This window comes from Rubrivivax sp. JA1026, from assembly GCF_011065555.1.
In the GTDB taxonomy this organism is placed as follows: domain Bacteria; phylum Pseudomonadota; class Gammaproteobacteria; order Burkholderiales; family Burkholderiaceae_C; genus Rubrivivax; species Rubrivivax benzoatilyticus.
Genome location: NZ_JAALCQ010000012.1, coordinates 1 through 26,990 on the forward strand (window position 1 = coordinate 1; position 26,990 = coordinate 26,990).

Consider the following 26,990-nt stretch of genomic DNA (forward strand, 5'->3'; position numbering starts at 1 on the left):
GCCGGCGCGTCGGCTCCGCCGCCGAAGAAGAACTGCTCCATCTGGCGGGCGAGGTACTGGCGGGCGCGGGCGTCGGCCAGGTTCAGGCGGTTCTCGTTGACGAGCATCGTCTGGTGGCGCTTCCACTGCTCGAAGGCCTCCTTCGAGACGTTGTCGTAGATGCGCTTGCCGAGCTCGCCGGGGTAGGGCGCGAAGGACAGGCCTTCGGCTTCCTTCTTCAGGTAGACGCAGTTCACCATGCGGGCCATCGGGGTCTCCAGTCGTTCAGAACAGTCGTTTGACCAGCACCTGCGAGCGCCGGTCCCAGTTGTACTTGCGCTTGCGCGCCTCGGGCAGCCAGTCGGGGTCGACCTGGGCGAAGCCGCGCTTGATGAACCAGTGCATCGTGCGCGTGGTCAGCACGAACACGCTGTCCAGGCCCATCGCCTTGGCGCGGTGCTCGATGTGCTTGAGGATGCGCTCGCCGTCGCCCTGGCCCTGCGCCAGCGGCGAGACGGTCAGCGCCGCCATCTCGGCGGTGCGCGCCTCGGGGTAGGGGTAGAGCGCGGCGCAGCCGAAGATGATGCCGTCGTGCTCGATGACGGTGTACGCCGAGACGTCGCGTTCGATCTCGGTGCGCTCGCGTCGCACCAGCGTGCCGTCGCGCTCGAAGGGTTCGATCAGCTGCAGGATGCCGCCGACGTCGTCGGGCGTCGCTTCGCGCAGGCTTTCCAGCTTCTCGTCGACGACCATCGTGCCGATGCCGTCGTGGGTGAAGACTTCCAGCAGCAGCGAGCCGTCGGCGGCGAAGGGCAGGATGTGCGAACGTTCGACGCCGTGTTCGCAGGCCTTGACGCAGTACTGCAGGTAGAAGGCCGGGTCGGTGGGCTTGGTCGGTGCCGGCCACGAGGCCAGCAGCCGGCGCGCGTCGGCCAGCGTCAGCTCGGTGTCGATCGGGCTTTCCGGGTCCGCGGGGTTCTCGCGGATGCCCGGCACCTCGGTCATGAAGACCAGCTTGTCGGCCTGCAGCGCCATCGCGGTGGACGTGGCCACGTCCTCCATCGTCAGGTTGAAGGCCTCGCCGGTCGGCGAGAATCCGAACGGCGACAGCAGCACCAATGCGCCGATGTCGATCGCGCGGCGGATCGCGGCGTGGTCGACACGCCGCACCAGGCCGCTGGACTGGAAGTCGACGCCGTCGACGATGCCGACCGGGCGCGCGGTGAGGAAGTTGCCCGAGACCACGCGCACCGTGGCGTTGGCCATCGGCGTGTTCGGCAGGCCCTGCGAGAACGCGGCCTCGATCTCGAAGCGCAGCTGGCCGGCAGCTTCCTGGGCGGCGTCCAGCGCCACCGGGTCGGTGATGCGGCGGCCGTGGCTGAAGCGCGAGACGTGGCCCTTGGCGGCGAGCTGCTCGTCGACCTGCGGCCTGAAGCCGTGCACCAGCACGATCTTCAGCCCCATCGCGTGCAGGATCGACAGGTCCTGCACGAAGGCGTTGAGCTTGCCGGCGGCGATCATCTCCCCGGTCACCGCGACGACGAAGGTCTTGCCCCGGTAGGCGTGGATGTACGGCGCGACGGCGCGGAACCAGGGGACGAAGGTGTGCGGGAAGACGACACTCATGGCGCGGGCGATTGTGCCGCAGCATCGTCGCCGCACCCCTCAGACAGGAGATCGCATGGACGTCTTCAAGACCCACGGCGCTTTCAGCTGGAACGAACTGCTGACGGCCGACCCTGAGCGCGCCGCCGCGTTCTATACCGGGCTCTTCGGCTGGGCCGTCGAGACCCACGAGATGTCGGTCGGCCCGTACCGTGTCGTCAAGACCGCCGACGGCACCGCGGTGGGCGGCATCATGGCCTTCCCGCCCGACACGCCGAAGGAAGTGCCGCCGCACTGGGCGGGCTACGTCACGGTCGATTCGGTCGACGACACGATCGCCAAGGCGCTCGAACTCGGCGGCAGCGTGCTGGTGCCGGCGATGGACGTGCCCGGCGTCGGCCGCATGGCCGTGCTGCGCGACCCGACCGGCGCGGCGATCAACGTCATCCGCTACGAAGCGATGTGATCCCGCGGGCGCGGCCATAATCCGCGCCCCGTGTCCGACACTCGCCCCGGGCGGCCGGCCAACCCGGTTCCGCCGATCACCTATCCCGAATCGCTGCCCGTCTCGGCGCGCCGAGACGAGATCGCGCGTGCGCTTTCCGAGCACCAGGTGGTCATCGTCTGCGGCGAGACCGGCTCGGGCAAGACGACGCAGTTGCCGAAGATCGCGCTGGAGCTGGGCCGAGGCCTGGCGAACTGGGACAAGGGCGGCCGCGGCCTGATCGGCCACACGCAGCCGCGGCGCATCGCCGCCTCCAGCGTCGCCAAGCGCATCGCCGAGGAGCTGAATTCGCCGCTGGGCGAGGTCGTCGGCTACAAGGTGCGTTTCCAGGACCGGCTGCAGCCGGGCGCCTCGGTCAAGCTGATGACCGACGGCATCCTGCTGGCCGAGACGCAGACCGACCCGCTGCTCAAGGCCTACGACACGCTGATCATCGACGAGGCCCACGAGCGCAGCCTCAACATCGACTTCCTGCTCGGCTACCTGCGCCAGCTGCTGCCGCGCCGGCCCGACCTGAAGATCGTCGTCACCTCGGCGACGATCGACGCCGACCGCTTCGCCAAGCACTTCGAGTCGGCGGCGGGCCCGGCGCCGGTGATCATGGTCTCGGGCCGGCTGTACCCGGTCGAGCAGCGCTGGAGGCCGTTCGAGGAGAAGAAGGACTGGGATCTGGGCGACGCGATCGCCGATGCCGTCGACGAGCTCTGGCGTGGCGGCTCGGGCGACATCCTCGTTTTCCTGCCCGGCGAGCGCGAGATCCGCGAGACCGCCGACCACCTGCGCAAGCACCTGGCCAGCACCGCGCGCGGCGGGCCGCAGCCGGAGATCCTGCCGCTGTTCGCGCGCCTGTCGCAGGCCGAGCAGGACCGCGTCTTCGAGGCCGGCAACGGCCGGCGCATCGTGCTCGCGACCAACGTCGCCGAGACCTCGCTGACGGTGCCCGGCATCCGCTACGTCGTCGACTCGGGGCTGGCGCGCGTCAAGCGCTACAGCTACCGCAACAAGGTCGAGCAGCTGCAGGTCGAGCCGGTCAGCCAGGCCGCGGCCAACCAGCGCGCCGGCCGCTGCGGCCGTGTCGCCAACGGCGTCTGCATCCGCCTCTACGACGAGGCCGACTTCAACCAGCGCGCGCGTTTCACCGACCCCGAGATCCTGCGGTCCTCGCTGGCCGGCGTCATCCTGCGCATGAAGGCGCTGCGCCTGGGCACGGTCGAGGACTTCCCGTTCCTGGAGCCGCCGCCGAAGAAAGCCATCGCCGACGGCTACGCGCTGCTCGACGAACTCGACGCGATCGACGAGCAGGGCGAGCTGACGAAGATCGGCCGCGAACTCGCCAAGCTGCCGCTGGACCCGCGCGTCGGCCGCATGATCATCGAGGCCCGCGACCGCCACGCGCTGTCGGAGGTGCTGGTCATCGCCTCGGCGCTGTCGGTGCAGGACGTGCGCGACCGGCCGCTGGAGCAGCAGCAGGCCGCCGACGAGAAGCACCGCAAGTTCGACGACGAGAAGAGCGAGTTCGTCGGCTACCTGAAGCTGTGGAACTGGATCGAGGAAGGCCGCGGCCATGGGCACGCCGGAGGACTCCCTCTCCCCGCGAGCGGGGAGAGGGTGGGGGTGAGGGGCCGTGCCGCGCCACCACCCTCACCCCAGCCCTCTCCCGCAGGCGGGAGAGGGAGCGAAGCGACCCACAAGCTCAGCAACCGCCAGCAGGAGCAGCGCCTGCGCGAGAGCTTCGTCAACCCGCGCCGCGTGCGCGAGTGGCGGGACATTTATTCGCAACTGCACACCGTCGTCGCCGAACACGGCTGGCGGCTGAACACGGCGCCGGCGACCTACGAGCAGCTGCACCTGTCGATGCTCGCCGGCCTGCTGGGCAACATCGGCTGCAAGTCCGACGACGAGGACTGGTACCTGGGCGCGCGCGGCATCAAGTTCTGGCGCCACCCGGGTGCGCACCTGAGCAAGAAGCCGGGGCGCTGGATCGTCGCCGCCGAACTGGTGGAGACGACACGCCTCTTCGGCCGCGGCATCGCCGCCATCGAGCCGGGCTGGATCCCGGCGGTGGCCGGCCATTTGCTGAAGACCCAGCTGCTGGAGCCGCACTGGGAGAAGAAGGCCGCCGAGGTCATCGCGCTGGAGCGCGCGACGCTGTACGGGCTGGTCGTCTACAACAACCGCCGCGTCAACTACGGCCGTGTCGACGCCAAGGCGGCACGCGAGATCTTCATCCGCGAGGCGCTGGTCAACGGCGACTGGGAGTCGCGGCTGCCGTTCCTGGCGCACAACCGCAAGCTCGTCGCCCAGGTCGAGGAGCTGGAGCACAAGTCGCGGCGCCAGGACGTGCTCGTCGACGACGAGCTGATCTTCGCCTTCTACGACCAGCAGCTGCCGCCCGAGGTGTGCTCGGGCGCGACGCTGGAGAAGTGGTTCCGCGAAGAGGTCAAGAAGAGCCCCAAGCTGCTGCAGCTGACGCGCGACGAGCTGATGCGCCACGAAGCCGCCGGCATCACGACCGACGCCTTCCCGAAGACCGTGCGCCTGGGCGGCATCGACTGCGCGGCCAGCTATCTGCACGAGCCGGGCGACGCCAAGGACGGGCTCACCGTCACCCTGCCGATCTACGCGCTGAACCAGGCCAGCGAGGAACGCTGCCAGTGGCTGGTGCCCGGCATGCTGCGCGACAAGGTGCTGGCGCTGTGCAAGAGCCTGCACCAGCGCCCGCGTTCGCGCCTGGTGCCGCTGCCCGAGTTCGCCGCCGAGTTCTGCGCCACCGCGCCGTTCGCCCAGGGTGAACTCGTCGACGCGCTCTTGAAGGCGGTGCGCGAGCGCACGCAGCTCGCGGTGCAGCGCAACGACTTCAAGCTCGAGCAGCTGCCGCCGCACCTGTTCATGAACTTCCGCGTCGTCGACGAGCACGGCCGCCAGCTCGCGATGGGGCGTGACCTCGCCGGGCTGAAGGCCGAACTCGGCGGCCAGGCGCGCAGCGCGTTCCAGGCGCTGGCGGCGCTGAAGGTCAAGGCGGCGCCCGCGCCGCAACCCTCACCCCAGCCCTCTCCCGCGGGGCGGGAGAGGGAGCCGGGCCGCGGGGTGGCCGCCGAGGTCGTCGCGCCTCCCGCACCGGCCGCGGCGCAGCGGCACACCGCCTGGACCTTCGGCGAGCTGCCCGAGCTGATGGAGATCCGCAAGGGCGCGCAGACGCTGATCGGCTTCCCGGCGCTGGTCGACGGCGGCACGCACGTCGAGATCGAGGTCTTCGACGAGCCCGAGGTCGCCGCCGCCCGGCACCGTGTCGGCCTGCGCCGGCTCGTGATGCTGCAGATCCGCGAGCCGCTGAAGTACCTCGAGAAGAACATCCCCGACCTGCAGAAGATGGGTGTGGCCTTCATGGCGATGGGCGGCACCGTCGAGGAACTGCGCCAGCAGATCGTCGACGTCGCCGTCGACCGCGCCTTCCTGGCCGAGCCGCTGCCGAGCGACGAACGCAGCTTCAAGGCCCGCGTCGACGAAGGCCGCACGCGGCTGAACCTGATCGCCCAGGAAGTGGCGCGCCTGGCCGGCGTCGTGCTGGCCGAGTACGCGGTGGCGGCGCGCAAGCTGAAGGACAGCCGCCCGCCGAAGGACGTGGCCGACGACGTCGCGCAGCAGTTGCAGCGCCTGGTGCCCAAACGTTTCCTGGCGAACACCGACTGGGCGGCGCTGGCGCACTTCCCGCGTTATCTGAAGGCCGTGACGCTGCGCCTGGACAAGCTGCGCGCCGACCCGGCGCGCGACGCCACGCGCCTGGCCGAGCTGCGCCCGCTGGAGCAGCGCTACTGGCGCCGCGTCGCCGAGCTGAAGGGCGCGCAGCATGCGCGCCTGGACGAGTACCGCTGGCTGCTGGAGGAGCTGCGCGTCAGCCTGTTCGCCCAGGAGTTGCGCACGCCGCAGCCGGTCAGCGTCAAGCGGCTGGACAAAGCCTGGGCTCAGCTGTCGGGCTGAGCGTGGACGTGGTCGGTCCGGTGGACCGGCCACGCCTCGCGAAAGCTGCGCAAGCTGGGGTCAGGTCTCATGAGACCTGACCCCGATTCTTCCCCGCCGACACGCACGTTGGGGTCAGGTCTCACGAGACCTGACCCCAGTCTTCCGCGAGACCTGACCCCAGTCTTTCGGTGGTCAGGCAGAACGTCAGGCCGGGATGCTCGGCAGCCCCGACAGCGCCATCGCGAGCTCGGCCTCGTCGTAGCTGGCGTCGACCAGCTTGCCGCTGAGGTAGTTCGTGTACGCGGCCATGTCGAAGTGGCCATGGCCGCTGAGGCCGAAGAGGATGGTCTCGGCCTTGCCTTCGGCCTTGCAGCGCAGCGCCTCGGCCACCGCACCCTGGATCGCGTGGCTGGCCTCCGGCGCCGGCACGATGCCTTCGCAGCGCGCGAACAGCACCGCCGCGGCGAAGCAGTCGTTCTGGGTGTGCGCCTGGGCCTCGATCAGGCCGAGCTCCTTCAGGTGGCTGACCAGCGGCGCCATGCCGTGGTAGCGCAGGCCTCCGGCGTGGAAGCCCGGCGGCGTGAAGGTGCTGCCCAGCGTGTGCATCTTGGTCAGCGGCGTCAGGTGCGCGGTGTCGCCGAAGTCGTAGGCGAACTTGCCGCGCGTCAGGCTCGGGCAGGCGGCGGGTTCGACGGCGACGATGCGGCGCTTGCGGCCGCCGCGCAGCGTCTGGCCGACGTAGGGGAAGGCGAGACCGGCGAAGTTGCTGCCGCCGCCGGTGCAGGCGATGACGATGTCCGGGTCGGCATCGGCCATCTCCATCTGCAGCATCGCTTCCTGGCCGATGATGGTCTGGTGCAGCAGCACGTGGTTGAGCACCGAGCCGAGCGCGTACTTGGTGTCGTCGTTCGTCGCCGCGACCTCGACCGCTTCGCTGATCGCCAGGCCCAGCGAGCCGGGGTGCTGCGGGTGCTCGGCCAGCACGGCACGGCCGGCGGCGGTCTCGGGCGAGGGCGAGGGGATGCAGGTCGCGCCGTAGGTCTCCATCAGCGCGCGGCGGTACGGCTTCTGGTCGTAGGACACGCGCACCTGGAAGACCTTGACCTCCAGCCCGAACAGCGAGCCGGCGAAAGCCAGCGACGAGCCCCACTGGCCGGCGCCGGTCTCGGTGCTCAGCTTGCGGATGCCGGCCTGGGCGTTGTACCAGGCCTGCGGCACGGCGCTGTTGGGCTTGTGGCTGCCCGCCGGCGACACGCCTTCGTACTTGAAGAAGATCTTGGCCGGCGTCTGCAGCGCCTGTTCGAGGCGGCGGGCGCGGATCAGCGGCGCCGGGCGCCACAGGCGGAAGACTTCGCGGATCGGCTCGGGGATCTCGATCTCGCGCTCGGTCGCCATCTCCTGCTCGATCAGCGAGCGCGTGAACAGCGGCTCCAGGTCGGCCGGCGCGACCGGCTGTTTCGTGCCCGGGTGCAGCGGCGGCGCCGGCGGCACCGGCAGGTCGGCCACGATGTTGTACCAGTGCCGCGGCATGCGGCTTTCTTCGAGCAGGAACTTCGTCGTCATCGCATCTCCTGGGGGACGCGAGGATTCTGGCATCGGCGTGCGCGGCCTCCGCCGTGCCGCAGCGCGTCGTGGCGGGCGGCGTGGACGTCGCTTGATTGAAATCAGGCCCGTTGCGGGCGCTGCGCCACGTTCAGACCGCCGGCGCCTGCGGTGCCCGCTGCACGAAACGCGCGACCAGTTCGAGCAGCCCGCGCCCGCCGGTGGGCTTGAGCAGCCAGGCGGTGGCGCCGTCGGCGCGGCCCTGCTGGCGCATCTCGGGTGCCCCCTGGGTCGTCAGCGCGACGATGGGCGTGAAGCGCAGCAGCTTGCGCGCCTCGCGGATCAGCGTCAGGCCGTCGGTGCCCGGCATGACGATGTCGGTCAGCAGCAGGTCCGGGCGCAGCCCCTCGCGCAGCAGCGCCAGCGCCACGGTGCCGTCGGACGCGGTGACGACCTCGTAGCCACCGGTCTGCAGCGTCAGTTCGATGCTGCGGCGCATCGTCACCGAGTCGTCGACGAACAGCACGCAGGGCCGGTCGGCGGCTTCAGAAGAGTTCGATGCGGGGGCCATGGGTGCTCGCCAGGTGGAGGGGAGGATCGGGCGGGGCCGCCGAGGCCGCCCTGGCCGCGGTGCCGAGTCCGTGGGCCACGCGTTGCGCGTGCATCACGTAGTTGTCGGTCCAGCGCGTCAGCAGCTCCTCCAGCATCACCGGAGGCGGCGGCGCGGTGCCGTCGATCAGCTCGTAGACCTGGGCGAAATGCTCCGACAGGCTGCCCAGCGCGGTGTTGATCTGCTCGAGCAGCTGGCGGTTGATGTCCTGGAACTGCATGTCGCCGAGCGTGTCGACGATGTCGCCGGTGACGACCGCCATGCCGTCGTCCATGCGGCCCGACAGCTCGCCGAGATAGGGCACGACATCGGCCAGCGTGTCGCTCATCACCTGGATGTGGCGGGCGATCTCGCCGAGTTGCTGTGCGGCGCTCTCGCCCTGGCTGGCGTCGACGCGGTTCATCTCGGCGTCGATCGCGGTGGCGGCGTGGTGGATGCCGTCGCTGATCTGGCGCGCCGCCTCGCTGGTCTGCGTCGACAGCCGGCGCACCTCGGTGGCCACGACCTTGAAGCCGGCACCCTCGGTGCCGGCACGCGCGGCCTCGATCGAGGCGTTGATCGCCAGCAGATTGGTCTGGCGCGCGATGTCGCCGATCAGCGCGGCCAGCGGCGTGAGCTGGCGCACGCGCTCGGCCACTTCGCGCACGCGCCCGAGGTTCTCGGCCTGCCGGGCCTCGAAGTCCTCCTGGTGCCGGGCCAGCGAGGCGACGGCGCGGCCGTGCTCGCCGGCGCGGCTCAGCGAGTCCGAGGACAGGGCCTGCGAGCGCGAGACCGCCTCGAGGATGCGCTCGCGCAGGTCCATCGTGTTGGCGTGCACGCGGTTCATGCGCTCCATCATCGACATCACGGCCTCCTCGGAGGTCTTGATCGTCGCGCCGACCTGGGCCTTCAGGACGTCGAAGGCCTGTTGCAGCGTCTGGATGTCCTGGCGCACGCGTTGCCCGGCTTCGGAATGCCGGCTCATCGTGTGGCCGTAGCGCTCGCCCAGCCGCAGCCCCAGCAGGGCGCCGCCGAGCGCGGCCAGCGGCGTGCTCCAGGGCACCGACCCGGGCCAGATCAGGTGAAGCGCCAGGCCCGCCAGCGCCAGCGCCGTCAGGATCAGCACACGCTGCCCGGGCAGCCTGCGCCAGGGTCTGGGTGAGGGCTCGGCTCGCTCGTTCATCGTGGGCTCGCTCTTCGATGGCGCGGCGCGTCGTGGCGGGACTTCAGGCGCCCGGCAGCACCTGCTTGATGACCTTGACCAGCTCGCCGCCGCCCAGCGGCTTGACCAGCCAGCCGGTGGCGCCGTTCTTCTTGGCTTCCTCGCGCTTGGCGAGCTGGCTCTCGGTGGTCAGCGCCAGGATCGGCGTGAAACGCAGCAGCTTGCGCGCCTCGCGGATCAGGCCGATGCCGTCCAGCCGGGGCATGTTGATGTCGGTGATGATCAGATCCGGCCGCAGGCCCGCGCGCAGCTTGCCGAGCGCGGCTTCACCGTCCGCGGCGGTCTCGACCCGGAAGCCGCTGATCTCCAGGGTGCCTTTGAGACTCATCAGCATCGTGGCCGAATCGTCGACGAGGAAAACGCATTTCATTGTTGGTGCCTTGTCGTGGCGGGCTTCTGGACCGTGCCCACTTTAAATGATAAAAACGATTTCTTCTGTGAAATCTGATCCGCAATCGGCCTCGGCGACCGTTCGTTCGCGCGCTAGAACAGTTCGATCCTGGGCTGCGATCCGGCCTCGACGCGGCCGGCTCCTGTGGCCTCGGCGTGCACCTCGTGCTGGCTGTGCATGACGTAGTCCTGGGCGTGCTGCTGCAGCCGCTCGCTGGCGCCGGGGCGGCCGTCGGCCATGCCGTCGCCGCGCTCGAGCTGCACGGCCATCAGCTGAAGGTGCTCCTGCAGGCTGGCCAGCGCGTTCTGCACGTGTTCGATGCGCTGGCGTGTCACGTCCTGCACCTGCAGCTGTCCCAGCGCGTCGGCCAGACGGCCGGCGATGTCCACGTGGCCATCGCGCACGGCGGCGACGACGGCGCCGATCTGCAGCCGCTGCATCGAGTCGGCGAAACGCTGGCGCATCGCGGCGATGTCGTCGAGCACGCGGCGCATGTTGCCGGTGGTGCTCTTGCGCTCGCTGGCGTCCATCGCGGTGGCGAGCTCGGCGTCGATGCCGTCGGTGGCGACGCTGATCTTGCGCGCGATGTCGTCGGCCACGCCGGCCGTGCGGGTCGACAGCAGGCGGATCTCCGCCGCCACCACGGCAAAGCCGCGGCCCGCCTCGCCGGCGCGCGCCGCCTCGATCGCGGCGTTGATGGCGAGGAAGTTGGTCTGCTGCGCCACCGCGGCGATGTCGTCGACCAGCGGCCCCAGGTCCTTCACGCCCTGCAGCCGGCGGATGCGCTCGAGGTTGGCGTCGACGTCCTTCTCCTGCTGCTCGACGAACATCTCCAGGATCGCGCCGAGCTGCGCGTCGGCCAGCAGCTTGTCCTTGACGACCTGGGCGAGCTCGTGCCCGTGGGCGTCGGTCTCGTCGATGCGCCGGGCCTGGCGATCGGACACCTCGTGCACCGCCGTCATGCGGCGGATCAGCTCGTGCGCGCCGGTCTCGGCGTCGTGCACGGCGCCGCCGAGCTGGCGCTGCATCACGTCGAGGAAGGCGGCCGACTCGCGCAGCTCGTGCGCCGTGTGCTCCCGGGTGGCGGGGCGCTGCCGGCCGCGCGGCAGCAGCCGCGACCACCAGCGCGCAGCCGACGGGCCGGCACCCGTGCCGGGCGGTGCCTCGTGACTCATGCCGGCTGCTCCTGCGTCGGAGCGCGCCGGACCAGCTGGGCGGTGATGTCCAGCAGCGCCCACGGACTGAAGGGTTTGACCAGGTAGTGCAGCGCGCCGCTGAGCAGCCCGGCCTCGATCTCGGAGGTCTGGCCCAGCGCCGAGATCATCACCACCGGCACCTCGTTCGTGCGCGGGTCGGCGTGCAGCTGGCGGGCGACCTCGTGGCCGTCCATGCCCGGCATCATCACGTCGAGCAGGATCAGGTCCGGCGGCGAGCGCCGCGCCAGCGCCAGGCCCTCCTCGCCGTCGCCGGCTTCGACGACCTCGTAGCCCTTGAACTCGAGTGTCATGCGGATCAGGCGGCGGATGTCGGGTTGGTCCTCGATGGACAGGATGGTGTAGGCCATGGTCTTGCGTGTTCAGGCGCTGGGTGTGGCGGCGCGCTCGCTGCGAAGCTGGCGCAGCGACTTGCGCGGCCGCGGTGAGTCGTCGCTCGGCACTTCGGCTGCCGGCGAGGAGGCCGAGGCCGGCAGGCTGGGGGCCGGCAGCTCGATCGTGAAGCGGGCGCCGCCGCCGTCGCGGTTGGCGGCGGTGATGCGTCCGCCGTGGGCGCCCATGATGCGGCGGCAGATCGCCAGCCCCAGGCCGGTGCCGCCGGCGCCGCTCTTCGTGCGCGAGCTCTGGACGAAGGGCTTGAAGATCGCCTCGATCTCGGCCTCGGGAATGCCGGGGCCGCGGTCGAGGATCTCCAGCCGCCGGCCGGCGGCGCCCAGGTCGGTGGCCGCGATCTCGATGCTGCTGCCTTCGGGCGCGAAGCGGATCGCGTTGGCCAGCACGTTGCGCAGCACCTGCTGCATGCGGAAGGCGTCGACCTCGGCGGTCAGCGCCGCCGCCGCTTCGGGCAGCACGATCTCGACCCGGCGCGCGCCGGCCTGCGGCCGCAGCTCGCGCACGACGGCCAGGGCCAGTTCGCCCAGGTCGGCCGGCCGCCGCACCAGCGAGCCCAGCGTGCCGTCGATCTTGGAGATGTCCAGCAGCCCGTTGACCAGTCGCAGCATGCGCGTGCCGCCGTCGTGGATGTCGCGGAACATCGGCTCGAACTGCGGGTGCCCGGCGGCGAAGTGGCGGCCGAGATCGGAGAAGCCGAGGATGGACTGCAGCGGCGTGCGCAGCTCGTGGCTGATGGTGCCGATGAACTCGCTCTTGCTGCGGTCGGCCTGCTCGGCGGCCTCGGTGGCGCGCACGAGGTCGGTGATGTCGACGCGGAACCCGACGACGTGGCCGTCGGGCATCACGCGGTCGACGACGCGCAGCACCCGGCCGTCGTCCAGGCGCTGCACGAAGGGCCCAGCGCCCGAGCGGTGCACCTGCAGCCGCTGCGCCACCCATTCCTCCTCGCGGCCCTGCGCCGCGGGGTACTGGCCGCCACGCACGCCGGCGCGCAGGATGTCCTCGTAACGCACGCCGGTCAGCAGCTCCATGCCGGGCCGGGCGAACAGCGCACGGTACTTGTCGTTGCAGATGACGAGGCGGTCGTCGGGGTCGTAGAGCACGAAGGCCTCGTCGATGGTCTCGATCGCGTTGCGCAGCAGCGCCGCGTTGTGCAGCGCCTCGGCCTTGACGGCCCGCCGGACGCTGACGTCCTGTACCGTGCCGATCAGGCGCAGCTCGCCGGTGGCGTCGAGCTCGCTCTCGGCGATGACACGCAGCCAGCGTTCCTGGCCGGCGCCGGTGATGACCTGCAGGTCCACGTCCCAGCGGTCGCGTGCGCTCAGTCCGTCGGCGATCAGCATCTCCACCTCGGCGCGGGACTGCGGGCCGACCCGGCGCAGGCAGTCGGCGATCGTCGGGTTCTCGCGCGGCGTCTCGCCGAGCAGCCGCCAGACCTGGCGCGTGAGGTTCAGCCTGCCGCTGGCGGGATCGAAGGACCAGCCGCCGACACCGCCGATGCGCCCGGTGTGCTCGAGGAAGTCCTGGCTCGCGCGCAGCGCGCCCTCGCTGTTGCGGCGTGCGGTGACGTCGGTCTGGATCGCCATGAAGCCCGACAGCCAGCCGTGGGCGTCGAGCAGCGGTTCGATGCGCAGGTCCACCCAGTACAGCCTGCCGTCGCGTGCACGGTTGAGGATCTCGCCGACGTAGCGCTGCCCGGCGCCGAGCGCTTCGCGCATCGCCAGGACGGTGCCCTGGTCGGAGCCGGGGCACTGCAGCATGCGCCCGGGGTTGTGGCCGACCATCTCCTCGAGCGGGTAGCCGGTCAGCTGCTCGAAGGCCGGGTTCACCCAGGTCACGCGTCGTTGCCGGTCGGTGATGACGACGGCGTTGGACGTCTGCCGCGCGACCAGGGCCAGGCGTTCGTTGTCGGCGACGAGGCGGCGCCAGCGCACGTGGGCGCGCCACTGCTGCACCGCCAGCGTCACCGCCAGCAGTGCCGCGAGGGCGATCGCCAGGGCCTGCACCATGGTCGTGTCCAGCCCGGCCTTCAGACGCCGAGCGCCGCGGCCAGCCAGCGTTCGCGCGGCGGCACCTTGACCGCCGGCCGCAGCGCCAGCAGCACCTGCAGCACGGCAGCGTGCAGGTGCTCGCAGTCGCCCAGGTGCACGGCCGGCGCCTTGCGCCGGCGGATCCAGGCCACCAGCGCCTCGGCGTCCTCGGCGCCGACGTGGCCTTCGAGCACCGCGTGGGTCTTCAGGTAGCGGATGGCCATCAGATCAGCTCCTTCGGGTTGAGGATCATCAGCACGCTGCCATCGCCCATCAGCGCCGTGCCGGCGAAGCCGGTGATGCCGGCGAGCACGCCTTCGAGGGGCTTGAGGATGATGTCGCTGGTGCCGTGGAAGTCGTCGACGACGAGGCCGATCGGCTCGCCGCCCAGGCGCACGACGAGCACCGCGTGCTCGTCCTCGGCGTTCAGCCGCGGCGCCTCGTCCAGCGCCAGCAGCTCGTGCAGCGGCCGCAGCGGCACGATGCGCCCGCGCAGCACCGCGGTCTGCGCGCGCTTGAAGTGGTGGATGTGGTCGGCCGGCACGCGCACGGTCTCGACGATCAGGTCCATCGGCACGCCGAAACGCCGGCCGCCGACCTCGATCATCATCACGTTGGTCACCGCCATCGACAGCGGCAGCGCCAGGCGGATCGTCGTGCCGCGGCCGCGTTCGCTGGACAGCGTGACGCTGCCGTTGATGCGCTCGACGGCCGAGCGCACGACGTCCATGCCGACGCCGCGCCCGGACAGGTCGGAGATCGTGTCGGCGGTGCTGAAGCCGGGCAGGAACACGAGCTGCGCCGCTTCGTGCTCGCTCAGCGAGTCGGCGCGGTCGGCGGGGATCAGCCCGCGTTCGACGGCCTTGGCGCGCACGCGCTCGGTGTCGATGCCGGCGCCGTCGTCGCTGATGTCCAGCAGCACGCGGTCGCCTTCCTGGCGCGCGGCCACGCGCAGCGTGCCCTGGGCCGGCTTGCCGGCGGCCAGGCGTGCGGCCGGCAGCTCGAGGCCGTGGTCCAGGCTGTTGCGCAGGATGTGGATCAGCGGGTCGGCCAGGCTCTCGATGACGTTCTTGTCGGCCTCGGTGTCCTCGCCCTCGACGACCAGCTGCACGTCCTTGCCGAGCTTCTTGCTGATGTCGCGCACCAGGCGGCCGAAGCGCTGGAAGATCGTGCCCACCGGCAGCATGCGCACCTGCAGGACGGCGTGCTGCATGTCCTCGGCGATGCGGTTGATGACCGAGTATTGGGTCTTGATCTCGCGTGCCAGCTCGCGCTGCTGGAACACCTCCTCGGCACGCTGCGCGAGGTAGGGCAGGGCGTTCTTGGCGACGACCATCTCGCCGATGAGGTCCATCAGCCGGTCGATCTTGTCCTGCGAGACCTTCAGCACCTTCTGGCCGGCGTCCTCGCCGGCGGCCGCGAGCGGACCGGCGGCACGGCGGCCCGCGGCCGCCGCGACCGTTTCGCCGGGCTCGGCCGCTGGCGTGCCGTCGAGACCGGCAGCCGGGGCGGGGCGGTGCTGCAGCGCCCAGGCCGCCAGCGGCGCGGCTCCGGCCGGCAGGGCCAGCAGCTGCTCGCGCGCGGCGGCCGTGCCGGCGCCGGGCGGCAGGCAGGCCAGCAGTCCGGCGAAGGTGGTGCGCGCGGCGGTCACGGCGGCCGCGGCGACGCCCGGGCGTGCCAGCAGCTGGCGCTGCTGCTCCCAGACGTGGGCCGCGGTGTGCACGATCAGCTCGCCGGCCGCGTCGGACGCGGGCTCGGCGGCCGGGGCGGCGAGCCCGTGCAGCTGCACCTGCTCGGGCACGTAGCGAAAGTGCTCCTCCAGGTACGCGGGCGGCGCGTCGCTGACGAGCAGCAGCTCGAGGTTGCAGCGGTAGCAGTCGAAGGCTTCACCTTCGCCCCAGGGTCCCTGGGTGCCGACCTGCAGGTGGCGCAGGCCGGGCGTGGCCTGCGCCATGCGCCACGGGTCCTCGCCCTTGAAGAAGCACTCGGGCTCGGGCGCGTAGCGCAGCGCGGTGCCGCCGGCGGCGAGCACCGCCGGCGCCAGGCGCGCCAGCCAGGCCGGCGCCGGGGCGGCCGCGGCGGCCGGGCCGGGCGTCGCAGGCGCGGTCGGCGGTGCTGCGGCGGCAGCGGCGGCTGCAGCGGGGGCCAGGTGGCGGCGCAGCTCGGCCGCGTGACGGCCGGCACGTTCGGTCGCGCCGTCGGGCAGGCGGCCTTCGGCGGCGATCGCGTCCACCAGTTCGGCGGTGTAGTCCATCGCCTCGAGCAGCGCGTCGGCGATCGTCGGGTCGTAGGCCAGGCTGCCGTGGCGCACGCGGTCGAGCAGGTCCTCGCCGGCGTGCACCACCGTCTCCAGCGGCTTGAAGTCGAACAGCCCGCAGTTGCCCTTCAGCGTGTGCACCTGGCGGAACAGGTCGTTGAGCAGCTCGGCGTCGCCGGGGTTGCGCTCGACGTCGAGCAGGCGCTGGCCGATCTGCTCGAGGCATTCACGCGCCTCGACGATGAACTGGTCCAGAAGTTCGCTGGCGTTCAGGCTCATGCCCTCGCTCCCTGGGGTTGCACGTGCGCCGTGGCCGCACGCGTGGCTGCGGCCAGGTCGCCCAGCATCAGGGCGACCGTCAGCACGAGCTCGGTCGGTTTGGCCGGTTTGACGAGGTAGCAGTTGGCGCCGGCGTCGTGGGCCGCGGTGGCGTCCTGCGCCTGGGCCTCGGTGCTGACCATCAGCACCGGCGCCTGCGGCACCTGGCCCAGGCGGCGCAGCTCGCGCACGAAGCTGTAGCCGTCCATCTTGGGCATGTTGATGTCGACGACGTAGAGGTCGAAAGGCGCGTCGGCGGGCTGCGCGATGACCTTCTCGAGGGCCTCGACACCGTTGACGGCCTCCTCGACCCGCCAGCCCGCGTCGCCCAGCATCTTGCGGTGGTACATGCGCACGGTGGCGGCGTCGTCGACGACCAGGATCTGCGGCTTCATGCGGAGTCTCCGGCGAGGGGTTTCTGGTAGACCATCGCGTCCTTGAAGCGGCGCACGCCGAACAGCGAGGTGATGCGGCTCATCGACTCCGAGTGCCCCAGGCAGACGAAGCCGCCGGGCGCGAGCGCGTCGTACATCGCCTCGGCGGCGACGCGGCGCGACAGGTCGTCGAAGTAGATGAGCAGGTTGCGGCAGAAGACGACGTCGATGTCGCGGAAGCGCCGCGTGTCCGCCGGCTCCGACAGGTTGACGCGGCTGAAGTCGACCGCGGCGACGAGGTCTTCCGAGATCGCCCACTCGTACTCGCCGTGGCGCTTGAAGTACTTGTCGAGGTAGGGACGAGGCAGCTGCGACACCGAGCGCGGCGAGTAGACGCCGCGCTGCGCCGCGGCCAGCACCTGGGTGTCGATGTCCGAGCTCAGGATCTCGACCTCGTAGTCGTCGATCTGCGCCCAGCGTTCGAGCAGGTAGATCGCGATCGAGTACGGCTCCTCGCCGGTCGACGACGGGATCGACCAGATGCGGATCCGGCTGCCCGGCTTCTTGCGCCTGACGACCTCGGCGAGCATGTCGTTGACCAGGCAGTCGAACTGGTAGGCCTCGCGGAAGAAGTAGGTCTCGTTGACCGTCATCGCGTTGACCAGGTGCTGCAGCTCGCTGCCGCCGGCCTCGAAGCGCAGGCCGATGAAGTAGCTGCGGAAGTCCTCCGCGCCGGTGGCCGCGATGCGCTCGACCAGCCGCTTGTCGACGAAGTAGCGCTTGTTCTCGTCGAAGTGGATGCCGGTCTTGCGATAGAAGAAGTCGCGGAACTTCAGGAAGTCCGCATCGGTGATCTGCACGCGCGACGCGGCGGCGGTTCTCATGCGGCCTCGATGCGCTCGATCGCCATCTGCGCGGCGAAACCGACGAAGGGATCGGCGGCGAAGCGGGCCGCCGCGGCGCGCAGCGCCGGCACGTGCTGCGGCGAGCCGGCCTCGGCCAGCGCGTCGATCGCCGCGGCCACGACGTTGACCTGCGGGTCCTCGGCGAGCACCTGGGCCAGCCAGTCGGGCACCCGGGGGTGACGCAGCTCGGCCAGCAGGTTGACGGCGAAGATGCGCACGTCCGGGTCGGCGTCGTGCAGCAGCGCCTCGACGCGCGGCGAGACGGCCTGCGGCATCTCGGCCAGGGCCTCGATCGCGCCGTTGCGCAGGCCGGCGTCCTCGGTGCGCAGCAGCGGCAGCAACACGTCCACCGAAGCGGCGTCCGCCAGGGCCGTGAGGCTGGTGAACAGCGCGTAGCGCACGCCGGCATCGTCCTCGTGGCTCAGCGCCTCGCCCAGTGCCGGCACCGCCTGTGGGTGCACGGCGAGGTCGCGCGCGGCCCAGCGCCGGCGTTCGGCGTCGGCGCTGCGAAGCTGCGACAGCAGGCCCGGCAGGTCGCGCGGGAACTCGCGTTCCACCACCTCGCGCAGCGGCGCGGGGGCGTCGGTCCTTCTCAATCCCATCGTCGTCCTTTCAGCCTCGGGCGCGAGCCCACAGCAGCAGCTGGCGGCCGATCTCGGGGGCCGGCAGCACCAGCGAGGCACCCCCCTGGGCGATCAGTTCGGCCGGCATGCCGAAGACCACCGCGGTTTCTTCCGACTCGGCGACCGTGCGTCCGCCCTGCTGCTTCAGCCGCGTCATCGCCCGTGCACCGTCGTCGCCCATGCCGGTGAGCTGCACGCCGACCAGGCGTTCGGCGGGCACCAGCTTCATCGCGCTGTCCACGAGCACGTCCACCGACGGGTGCCACGGATGCGCCGGGCTTTCCGGCCGCGGCTGCACCGCCAGCCGGCCCAGCCGTTCGCAGACCACCATGTCGGCGCCGCCGCGGCCGATGTAGACGTGGCCACGCTCGATCGGCATCGTGGCGCCGCATTCACGCACCTGCAGCCGGCACAGGCTGTCCATGCGCCGGGCGAAGGTGCCGGTGAAGTTCTCGGGCATGTGCTGGGCGACCAGCACCGGCCAGGGGAAGTCGGCCGGCAGCGTCGGCAGGATGTCCTCCAGCGTGCGCGGGCCGCCGGTGGAGACGCCGACGATGACCAGGCCGTCGGGCGCGGCGGCGGCCGGGGCCGGCAGCGCCGGCGCGGCGCGCGGCCGCACGGCGGTCGCCGGGCGCGGCGAGGGCGACGGCGTGCGCGCCGGGCGCAGCCGCGAACGTGCCGCCGTGCGCACCTTGTCCAGCAGCTGCACGCGGATGTCCTCCAGGCTCAGCGAGATCGTGCCGCCGGGCTTGGTGATGAAGTCCAGCGCGCCCAGTGCCAGCGCCTCGAAGGTCGCCTGCGCGCCCTTCTCGGTCAGCGAGGACACCATGACCACCGGCGTCGGCCGCGCCTGCATCATCAGCGACAGCGAGGTCAGCCCGTCCATCTCGGGCATGTTGATGTCCAGCGTGACGACGTCGGGCTGCCAGTCGAGCAGGCGCTGCAGGCCCTCGGCGCCGTTGGGCGCCGTCTGGACCTCGTGGCCGGCTTCGGACAGCACGCCGGTCAGCAGCCGGCGCATCAGCGCCGAGTCGTCGACGACCAGCACCCGGCTCATGTTCGCGCTCCGCGCATCGCCATGCTCAGGCCGCCTTCGGCAGCGGAGCGGGGTCGCTGTCGAGCATGCGGCCGACGGCGGCCGACTCGGCGCGGCCCAGCAGCTGCTCGGGGTCGATCAGCATCACCAGGCGCTTGTCGCCGTCGAGCCGCGCGACCTGCGTGATCAGCCGGCCCTGCTCGTCGCTGAGCCGGGGCGCCGGCGCGATCGCCTGGCGGCCGATGCGCAGCACCTCGGCAACGCTGTCGACGATGAAGCCGGTGCGCTGGGCGCCCAGCGTGTAGACCATGATGCGCTGGCGGTCGTTGCGCTCCAGCGTCGCCATGCCCAGGCGCGTGCGCTGGTCGATGACCGGCAGCACCGTGCCGCGCAGGTTGATGACGCCCTCGACGAAGGCCGGTGTCTTGGGCACGCGCGTCAGCGCCTCGGGCACGCGCACGATCTCCTGCACGCTCATGATCGGCACGCCGAACTCCTCGGCGCCGAGGCGGAAGATGACGACCTGCACGTCGTCGTCGCTGCGGCTGGTGGTCTCGTCCATCGTCGTCTCGCGTTCGCTGTGCTCGCCGCGGGCGAAGTCCGCGGCGTCCTGGATGGCCTGCAGCCCGAGCAGCCGGTCGGTGGCGATGATCGACACCAGCCGCTTGCCGTCGTCGAGGCGGCAGATGCGCTCGAACTCCTGCAGCGCGCTGTCGCGCGCCAGCACGCCGGGCATCGCGTCGGCCTGGGTGCGCGGCACCGACAGCACCTCCTTCACCGTGTCGGTCACGAGGCCGACCTGGCCGCCGCCGGGCAGGGCGACGACGACGATGCGGTGGTGCTCGTCGAGTTCCTGCGCCGCCAGGCCGAACAGGCTGCGCAGGCTGACCAGCGGCAGCAGCCGCTGGCGCAGCGAGATCAGGCCCAGCACGTGGTGCGGCGTGTTGGGCACCGCGGTGATGCCGGCCGGCACCTGCACGATCTCCTGCACGTCGGCGATGTCGATCGCGTATTCCTGGCCGCAGACGGTGAAGCTGACCAGCCGCAGCTCGTCGGTGACAGCGCCGCCGTCGGGGGCCTCGGCCACGTCGGCGCTGGCTTCCGTGCCGTTGGTCGAGCCGCGCGCGGCCGACGGGCCGAACTGCTCGTCGACCATGCGCTGGAAGTCCAGCACCAGCAGCAGCTCGCGCCCGCCGTCGGCGGCCGGGCGGTTGATGACGCCGGTCAGGTAGTCGGTCTGGACCACGCTCTGGATGGCGCGCACCGGCTCGACCGCGCCGGGGTCGACGCTGATCACGCTGGCGACACGATCGACGACGAAACCCAGCGGCGTGCCGAGCTGGATGACGAGCGCGCGGGTCGCGTCGTCGCTCTCGCGTTCGCGGGTGCCGAACATGCGCCTCAGGTTCAGGATCGGCAGCACGCGGCCGCGCAGGTTGGCCAGGCCGTCCAGCGCCGCCGGCGCCAGCGGCAGCCGGGCGACCTCGGGCACGCGGATGATTTCCTGCACCGGGGCCATCGGCACCGCGAACATCTCGTCGGCCACCGCGAAGGTGACGAACTGGTTGTCCTGCGCCGCGCCGCCCGCGCCGTCTTCTTGGGTCGGGGTCGTGCTCACGGGCACACCTCCTCTCGGGGTTGGGGGTGTGCGCTCAGTTGCTCTGCAGTTCGTCGGCCAGCGAGGCGATCTCCTCGATCGCGGCGCTCAGCTCCTCGGCGCCCTGGGCCTGCTGCTTGGCCGCGGCCGCGGCCTGCTCGGAGGCCTTCTCGGCCTGCGCCGCCGCCGCCGAGACCTGGTCGACACCGACCTTGATCTGCGCCAGCGCCGCCGCGATCTCCTGCGACGTCGCCAGCGCGTCGATGTTGCCCTGCTCGACGACGGCGATCTCGCCCTCCATTGCCAGCAGGTTGCCGGTCACCGAACGCGCCTTCTCGACCTCGGCCTGCGCCGAGCTCATGATCTCGCCGAGGTCGCGGCCGACCAGGCCGATCTGGTCCTGGATGCCCTTGACCAGGTCCTTGATGCGGTCGGCGTTCTCGGCCGAGTCGTGCGCCAGGTTGCGGATGTCGGTGGCGACGACGACGAAGCCCTTGCCGTACTCGCCGGCACGCGCGGCTTCGATGCTGCCGTTGACGGCCAGCATGTTGGTCTGGATGCTGACCTGGGTGATCGCGTCGACGATCTTGTCGATGCGCCGGCTGACGAGCTCCAGCTCCTTGATCTGCAGCGCGCTGCTGCGCGTGGATTCGACGCCGGTGGAGATGGCCGACACCAGGCTGTCGATGTGCGACTTGTTCTCGCCCATCAGGCTGCGGATCGCGGTCGCGCGGTCGCGCCCGACGCTGGCGCGCTGCTCGGCGAGCTGCGCGCCCATTTCGATCTGGTTGACGGCGGCGGCCGACTGCGCGGCGGCAGCGGCCTGCTGCTGCGCGCCGCGGCGGATCTGGTCGAGCGCGGTCATGATCTGCGCCGCCGAGCGGTTGATCTCCTGCACGGCGCTGGACAGCTCCTCGGCCGACGAGGCCACTTCCTCGGCGCTCTTGGCGATGTCGGTGCTGTTCTTCAGGTCGTCGGCAAGGTCGGACAGGGCCTGCGCGGTCTGCTCGCACTCGGCCAGCGCGGCGCTCTGTTCCTCGACCGTCTTGGCCGCTTCCTCGCTGGCCGAGCTCTGCTCGGCGGCGGCGGCGGCGATCTGCTCGCTGCCCTTCATCGCCTCCTGCGAGGCGATGTTGGCCTGCGCCGCGGCGCCGGCGATCTCGGTGGCCCCGGCGACGATCTGCGCCGCGTCCTGGCGGATCTGGTCGATCTGCCGCAGGATGATCTCGCCCTTGGCGGCTTCGCCCTGGATGGTGTCGGCGGCGTCGTTGATGCCGCCGGCGATGGTCTTCACCTCGCCCTGGATCTGGGCGACGAGGTCCTGGATCTGCTTGGCGCTCTTCTCGCTGGTCTCGGCCAGCGTGCGCACCTCGTCGGCGACGACGGCGAAGCCCTTGCCGTGCTGGCCGGCGCGCGCCGCCTCGATGGCGGCGTTGAGCGCCAGCAGGTTGGTCTGGTCGGCGATGCGCGCCACGGCCTTGACGATGTCGCCGATGCTCGCCGCCTGGCGCTCGAGCTCGGCCACCATCCTGACGCTCTCGCCCTGGCGCTTGGCGGCGATGCCGACGTTGGTGATCGTGGCCTGCACCTCCAGCGCGATCTGGCCGGCGCGCTGCTGCATGCCTTCGGCCTTGGTCTTGGCGGCATCGGCGGCGCCGAGCTGGCGCGTGATCGCGCCGGCGACCTGCGTCACCGCGGCCAGCGATTCCTGCGCCGCGCCGGAGGCCTCCTCGGCGCCGGCGGCGATCTGGTCGGCGGCGCGCTTGAGTTCCTCGGCCGCCGAGGCGGCCTCGTTGATGCCGGCCGACAGCTGGGTGGTGGCGCTGGCGACGCGCTCGGAAGCCTGCTGCTGCTTGGCCAGCGTGCGGGCACGCTTGCGGTTGGCCTCGGCTTCGCGCGTCATGTTGCGCGTCAGGCCCTTGGCCGCGACGGGGGCAGGGGTGCTGCGCGCGATGGCAGCGGCTTCACGGTTCTTCACCACCAGGGACATGGTCGGTCTCTCCGGGCGACGGCGCTTCGGCTCGTCGGGTTGGCCCGTACGGGCGATCCTCCCATCGGGGAGGCGGTCGGGTGACGTCGCGATGTCTGCGGGAACCGCCGGCTTCGTGGCATCAGGGATATCAACAGTGCCTGCCTATATCGGCATCAACTGTTAGAAATGATATTCCCTGGCCGTGTCAAAGCCTGACTCAAGCCGCTGAGTCGTTCACTAATGCACTCAAATTGAGAAAATTATGGGTGTGATGTGGGCGGCGAGCACCTTGCCGGTGCGAGCCGTCCGATCACCCCCGCAGCACGTCCAGCGCGCGGTCGAGGCCGCCGGAGGTGATGGCGATCATCGCCTCGGCGGCGACGGCGGGCTTCGGGTGGTAGGCGATCGACAGGCCGGCGGCGGCCATCATCGGCAGGTCGTTGGCGCCGTCGCCGACGGCGATCACCTGCGAGGGCTCGATGCCCATCAGCTCGGCCACCTCGAGCAGCACGCGGCGCTTCTCGGCGCCGTCGACGATGTCGCCCCAGGGCCGCTGCAGCAGCGTGCCGGTGAGCTTGCCGTGCGCGATGCCCAGCGTGTTGGCCCGCGCGAAGTCCAGCTTCAGGCGCTGGCGCACACGTTCGCTGAAGAACGTGAAGCCGCCGGAGACCAGCATCGTCTTCAGCCCCGCGGCCTGGCAGGCGGCGACGAAGGCCTCGACGCCGGGGTTGAGCTGCAGCCGCTGCTCGGCGACCTGGTGCAGCGCCGTCTCGGGCACGCCGGCCAGCAGCGCCATGCGCCGGCGCAGGCTTTCCTTGTAGTCGGCGATCTCGCCGCGCATCGCCGCCTCGGTGATCGCCGCGACCTCGTCGTAGCGCCCGGCGGCGCGTGCGATCTCGTCGACGCACTCGATGTTGATCAGCGTCGAGTCCATGTCGAAGGCCACCAGCCGGTAGTCGCAGAGGCGCAGCGGCGGCTGGAAGCCGCGGATGTGCAGGCCGGGGGCGTGTTCGATGGCGTCCATGGGGATCTCGGGTTCTCAGGCGGGGCGCGGCTGGCCGAGCGCACGCAGCACGTCGCGCACGTACTGGGCGCGGTCCTGGGCGCCGGCGATCTCGCGGTCGATGCGCAGCTTGTCGTTGCCGGCGAGCTTGATCGCGCGGTTCTTCTGCACCAGCTCGATGATGCGCAGCGGCTCGATCGGCGGGTTGGGGCGGAAGACGATGTTCATCACCTTCGGCCCGGCGTCGATCTTCTGCACGCCGTAGGGCCGCGCCAGCACGCGCAGGCGGTGGGTGTCGAACAGCGTCTGGCCCTGCGCCGGCAGCTTGCCGAAGCGGTCGGTGATCTCCTCGAGCAAGGTGTCGATCTGCTCGGCCTTCTCGGCCGTGGCCAGGCGCTTGTAGAGGTTGAGCCGGGTCTGCACGTCGCCGCAGTAGGCGTCGGGCAGCAGCGCCGGGGCGTGCAGGTTGATCTCGGTGGTCGCCGACAGCGGCGACAGCAGGTCGGGCTCCTTGCCGGCCTTCAGCGAGCGCACGGCTTCCGACAGCATGTCGTTGTAGAGCTGGAAGCCGACTTCCATCATGTTGCCGCTCTGGTTCTCGCCCAGCACCTCGCCGGCGCCGCGGATCTCCAGGTCGTGCATCGCGAGGTAGAAGCCGCTGCCCAGCTCCTCCATCTGCTGGATCGCCTCCAGCCGCTGCGCCGCCTGCTTGGTCAGCGCCTCGACGTCGGGCACCAGCAGGTAGGCGTAGGCCTGGTGGTGGCTGCGGCCGACACGCCCGCGCAGCTGGTGCAGCTGCGCCAGGCCGAACTTGTCGGCGCGGCTGATGACGATGGTGTTGGCCGTCGGCACGTCGATGCCGGTCTCGATGATCGTCGAGCACAGCAGGATGTTGTGGCGCTGGGCGACGAAGTCGCGCATCACGTGTTCCAGCTCGCGCTCGGGCATCTGGCCGTGGGCGACGCCGATGCGCGCCTCGGGCAGCAGCTCCTCGAGCTTCTGGCGCCGCGCCTGGATCGACTCGACGTCGTTGTGCAGGAAGTAGACCTGGCCGCCGCGCTTGAGCTCACGCAGCACGGCTTCGCGGATCGTCGAGTTGTTCTCGCTGCGCACGAAGGTCTTGATCGCCAGCCGGCGCTGCGGCGCGGTGGCGATGACCGACAGGTCTCGCAGGCCTTCGAGCGCCATGCCCAGGGTGCGCGGGATCGGCGTCGCGGTCAGCGTCAGCACGTCGACCTCGGCGCGCATCGCCTTGATCGCCTCCTTGTGGCGCACGCCGAAGCGGTGCTCCTCGTCGATGATCAACAGGCCCAGGCGCTTGTACCTGACGTCCTGGCTGAGCAGCTTGTGCGTGCCGACGACGATGTCCACCGTGCCGTCGGCCAGGCCTTCGAGCGCCGCCTTCACTTCCTTGGCCGAGCGGAAGCGCGACAGCTCGGCGATCTTCACCGGCCACTTGCCGAAGCGGTCGACCAGCGTCTGGTAGTGCTGCTCGGCCAGCAGCGTCGTCGGCGCCAAGAGCGCCACCTGCTTGCCGCCGATCACCGAGACGAAGGCCGCACGCAGCGCGACCTCGGTCTTGCCGAAGCCGACGTCGCCGCAGACCAGGCGGTCCATCGGCCGCGGGCTGACGAGGTCCTGGATGACGGCGTGGATCGCCGCGCGCTGGTCGGGCGTCTCCTCGAAACCGAAGCTGGCGGCGAAGGCCTCGTAGTCGGCCGGGCTGTAGCGGTGGGCGTAGCCCTCGCGCGCGGCGCGGCGGGCGTAGAGGTTCAGCAGCTCGGCGGCGGTGTCGCGCACCTGCTCGGCGGCCTTGCGGCGCGCCTTGTCCCACTGGCCCGAGCCCAGCTTGTGCAGCGGCGCCTCGTCGGCGCTGACGCCGGTGTAGCGGCTGATCAGGTGCAGCTGCGCCACCGGCACGTACAGCGTCGCCTTGTCGGCGTATTCCAGGTGCAGGAACTCGCTGGGGCCTTCGCCGGTGTCGATGTTGACCAGGCCCTTGTAGCGGCCGATGCCGTGGTTCATGTGCACCACGGGGTCGCCGAGCTTCAGTTCCGACAGGTCCTTGATCAGCGCGTCGACGTTGCTCGTCTGCTCCTGCTTGCGCCGGCGGCGGGCCTGCGGCGCGGTGGCGAAGAGCTCGGTCTCGGTGACGAACTGCACCGACACGCCGGCGTCCGGCTCATGCCAGTGGAAGCCCTGGGCCAGCGGCGCGGCGACGATCGCGAAACGCTCCTCGCCGGCCAGGAACTCGGCCAGGTCGGCGACCGAGGGCAGCGCGATGCGGTGGTCGCGCAGCAGCTCCAGCAGGCTCTCGCGCCGGCCTTCGCTCTCGGCGGCCAGCAGCACGCGGTGCGGGGTCGTCTTGAGATGGCGTTCCAGCCCGGCGAGCGGCTCCTGGGCGCCACGGTCGACAGCCAGGTCGGGCAGCGGACGCGCCCAGTCGACGGGCTCGTTGCCGCGCAGCGCCAGCGTGGCGTGCGGCTGGGTGCGGGCGAAGAACTCGTCGGGGCGCAGGAAGATCGCTTCGGGCGGCAGCAGCGGCCGCTCGGGGTCGTGCTGCAGGAAACGGTGGCGCTCGCGCGTGTCGGTCCAGAAACGCTCCAGCGCCTGGTCGACCTCGCCGTGCAGCGCCACCGCCGCGGTCTCGCCGAGGTAGTCGAAGATGCTGGCGATCTCGTCGAAGAACAGCGGCAGGTAGTACTCGATGCCGCCGGTGGCGATGCCTTGCGCGATGTCCTTGTAGATGCGCGAGCGTGTCGGGTCGCCGTCCAGCTTCTCGCGCCAGCGGGCGCGGAACGCGGTGCGCGCCGCCTCGTCCATCGGGAACTCGCGCCCGGGCAACAGCCGGACCTCGGGCACCGGGTAGAGGCTCCTCTGGCTGTCGGGGTCGAAAGTGCGGATCGAGTCGACCTCGTCGCCGAACAGGTCGACGCGGTAGGGCACCGGCGAGCCCATCGGGTACAGGTCGATCAGGCCGCCGCGCACGGCGTACTCGCCGGGCGACACGACCTGGCTGACGTGCTGGTAGCCGGCCAGCGTCAGCTGCGACTTCAGCTTGGCCTCGTCCAGCCGCGCCTTCTGCTTGAAGTGGAACGTGTACCCCGCCATGAACGACGGCGGCGCCAGCCGCACCAGCGCGGTGGTGGCCGGCATCAGCACGACGTCGACCTCCCCCTGCTGCACGCGCCACAGCGTCGCCAGGCGCTCGGAGATCAGGTCCTGGTGCGGACTGAAGGTGTCGTAGGGCAGCGTCTCCCAGTCGGGGAAGACGGCGACACGCAGGCCGGGCTCGAAGAACTTCAGCTCTTCGGCGAGACGGGTGGTGTCGGCGGGGTCGGCCGTGACGACGGCCAGCAGGCGCTGCTCGGCCTGGCGTGCCGCGCCCAGCCGGGCGAGCAGCAGCGCGTCGGCCGAACCGACCGGGCGCGGCAGCGTGTAGCGCTTGCCCGGGGCGATGTTCGGGATCTGCATG

21 protein-coding genes are annotated in these 26,990 nt (G+C 71.1%); 2 read left to right on the top strand and 19 right to left on the bottom strand.

Annotation, left to right across the window (positions count from 1 at the left end):
* A partial coding sequence (locus tag G5B56_RS17990) for an oxidative damage protection protein (protein ID WP_164964132.1) occupies positions 1–248 on the bottom strand: 248 nt, incomplete at its 3' end.
* A 16-nt stretch (positions 249–264) separates the two neighbouring features.
* On the bottom strand, positions 265–1,605 hold the full coding sequence (gene argA, locus G5B56_RS17995; protein WP_009855523.1) for an amino-acid N-acetyltransferase: 1,341 nt from the start codon (positions 1,603–1,605) through the stop codon (positions 265–267).
* Positions 1,606–1,660: 55 nt separating this feature from the next.
* Between argA and G5B56_RS18000 the strand changes: the two genes are divergently transcribed.
* Both G5B56_RS18000 and hrpA read left to right on the top strand, forming a co-directional pair.
* Entirely contained in the window at positions 1,661–2,050 is a 390-nt protein-coding gene (locus tag G5B56_RS18000; RefSeq protein WP_164964133.1) for a VOC family protein, read from the top strand.
* Between the two features lie 30 nt (positions 2,051–2,080).
* Positions 2,081–6,067, top strand: a complete 3,987-nt coding sequence (gene hrpA, locus G5B56_RS18005) for an ATP-dependent RNA helicase HrpA (protein ID WP_164964134.1) — start codon at positions 2,081–2,083, stop codon at positions 6,065–6,067.
* 186 nt (positions 6,068–6,253) lie between these two features.
* Here the strand turns inward: hrpA and G5B56_RS18010 are convergent, their stop codons facing one another.
* The 17 genes from G5B56_RS18010 to mfd form a co-directional block, all read right to left on the bottom strand.
* Positions 6,254–7,612 carry a TrpB-like pyridoxal phosphate-dependent enzyme gene (locus G5B56_RS18010; RefSeq protein WP_164964135.1) on the bottom strand — a complete coding sequence of 453 codons (1,359 nt, stop codon included), beginning with the start codon at positions 7,610–7,612 and terminating at the stop codon, positions 6,254–6,256.
* A gap of 130 nt (positions 7,613–7,742) precedes the next feature.
* Positions 7,743–8,162 (bottom strand): response regulator, encoded by a 420-nt coding sequence (locus G5B56_RS18015; protein ID WP_164964136.1) that lies wholly within the window; start codon positions 8,160–8,162, stop codon positions 7,743–7,745.
* Complete coding sequence (locus G5B56_RS18020) at positions 8,137–9,363, bottom strand: methyl-accepting chemotaxis protein (protein ID WP_164964137.1); 1,227 nt, start codon at positions 9,361–9,363, stop codon at positions 8,137–8,139. Before G5B56_RS18020 ends, G5B56_RS18015 begins: the two co-directional genes overlap by 26 nt.
* A 43-nt stretch (positions 9,364–9,406) precedes the next feature.
* Positions 9,407–9,772: a response regulator gene (locus tag G5B56_RS18025; protein ID WP_009857440.1), complete on the bottom strand. Its 366-nt coding sequence runs from the start codon at positions 9,770–9,772 to the stop codon at positions 9,407–9,409.
* Between the two features lie 113 nt (positions 9,773–9,885).
* Positions 9,886–10,968, bottom strand: a complete 1,083-nt coding sequence (locus tag G5B56_RS18030) for a methyl-accepting chemotaxis protein (RefSeq protein ID WP_164964138.1) — start codon at positions 10,966–10,968, stop codon at positions 9,886–9,888.
* Positions 10,965–11,357, bottom strand: a complete 393-nt coding sequence (locus G5B56_RS18035) for a response regulator transcription factor (RefSeq protein WP_164964139.1) — start codon at positions 11,355–11,357, stop codon at positions 10,965–10,967. Before G5B56_RS18035 ends, G5B56_RS18030 begins: the two co-directional genes overlap by 4 nt.
* 12 nt (positions 11,358–11,369) lie before the next feature.
* Positions 11,370–13,409 (bottom strand): ATP-binding protein, encoded by a 2,040-nt coding sequence (locus G5B56_RS18040; RefSeq protein WP_164964140.1) that lies wholly within the window; start codon positions 13,407–13,409, stop codon positions 11,370–11,372.
* Between the two features lie 20 nt (positions 13,410–13,429).
* Positions 13,430–13,654 (bottom strand): hypothetical protein, encoded by a 225-nt coding sequence (locus G5B56_RS18045; protein WP_009857444.1) that lies wholly within the window; start codon positions 13,652–13,654, stop codon positions 13,430–13,432.
* Positions 13,654–15,966, bottom strand: coding sequence for a chemotaxis protein CheA (locus G5B56_RS18050; protein WP_164964141.1), 2,313 nt, complete (start codon positions 15,964–15,966; stop codon positions 13,654–13,656). The genes G5B56_RS18045 and G5B56_RS18050 overlap by 1 nt, the downstream gene beginning before the upstream one ends.
* Entirely contained in the window at positions 15,963–16,400 is a 438-nt protein-coding gene (locus G5B56_RS18055) for a response regulator (RefSeq protein ID WP_164964142.1), read from the bottom strand. The genes G5B56_RS18050 and G5B56_RS18055 overlap by 4 nt, the downstream gene beginning before the upstream one ends.
* Positions 16,397–17,263 (bottom strand): protein-glutamate O-methyltransferase CheR, encoded by an 867-nt coding sequence (locus G5B56_RS18060; protein ID WP_009858266.1) that lies wholly within the window; start codon positions 17,261–17,263, stop codon positions 16,397–16,399. Before G5B56_RS18060 ends, G5B56_RS18055 begins: the two co-directional genes overlap by 4 nt.
* Positions 17,260–17,886, bottom strand: coding sequence for a HEAT repeat domain-containing protein (locus G5B56_RS18065; protein ID WP_029718347.1), 627 nt, complete (start codon positions 17,884–17,886; stop codon positions 17,260–17,262). The genes G5B56_RS18060 and G5B56_RS18065 overlap by 4 nt, the downstream gene beginning before the upstream one ends.
* Before the next feature lie 10 nt (positions 17,887–17,896).
* Positions 17,897–18,964: a chemotaxis-specific protein-glutamate methyltransferase CheB gene (cheB, locus tag G5B56_RS18070; RefSeq protein WP_029718348.1), complete on the bottom strand. Its 1,068-nt coding sequence runs from the start codon at positions 18,962–18,964 to the stop codon at positions 17,897–17,899.
* Positions 18,965–18,989: 25 nt separating this feature from the next.
* The gene (locus G5B56_RS18075) at positions 18,990–20,561 is read right to left on the bottom strand and encodes a chemotaxis protein CheW (RefSeq protein WP_009855905.1); all 1,572 of its coding nucleotides are present in this window, start codon (positions 20,559–20,561) and stop codon (positions 18,990–18,992) included.
* Between the two features lie 34 nt (positions 20,562–20,595).
* Positions 20,596–22,530 (bottom strand): methyl-accepting chemotaxis protein, encoded by a 1,935-nt coding sequence (locus G5B56_RS18080; protein WP_164964143.1) that lies wholly within the window; start codon positions 22,528–22,530, stop codon positions 20,596–20,598.
* Positions 22,531–22,822: 292 nt separating this feature from the next.
* Positions 22,823–23,536, bottom strand: a complete 714-nt coding sequence (gene serB / locus G5B56_RS18085) for a phosphoserine phosphatase SerB (protein WP_009855903.1) — start codon at positions 23,534–23,536, stop codon at positions 22,823–22,825.
* Positions 23,537–23,551: 15 nt separating this feature from the next.
* Positions 23,552–26,989, bottom strand: a complete 3,438-nt coding sequence (gene mfd, locus G5B56_RS18090) for a transcription-repair coupling factor (protein ID WP_164964144.1) — start codon at positions 26,987–26,989, stop codon at positions 23,552–23,554.
* Position 26,990 lies beyond the last annotated feature (1 nt).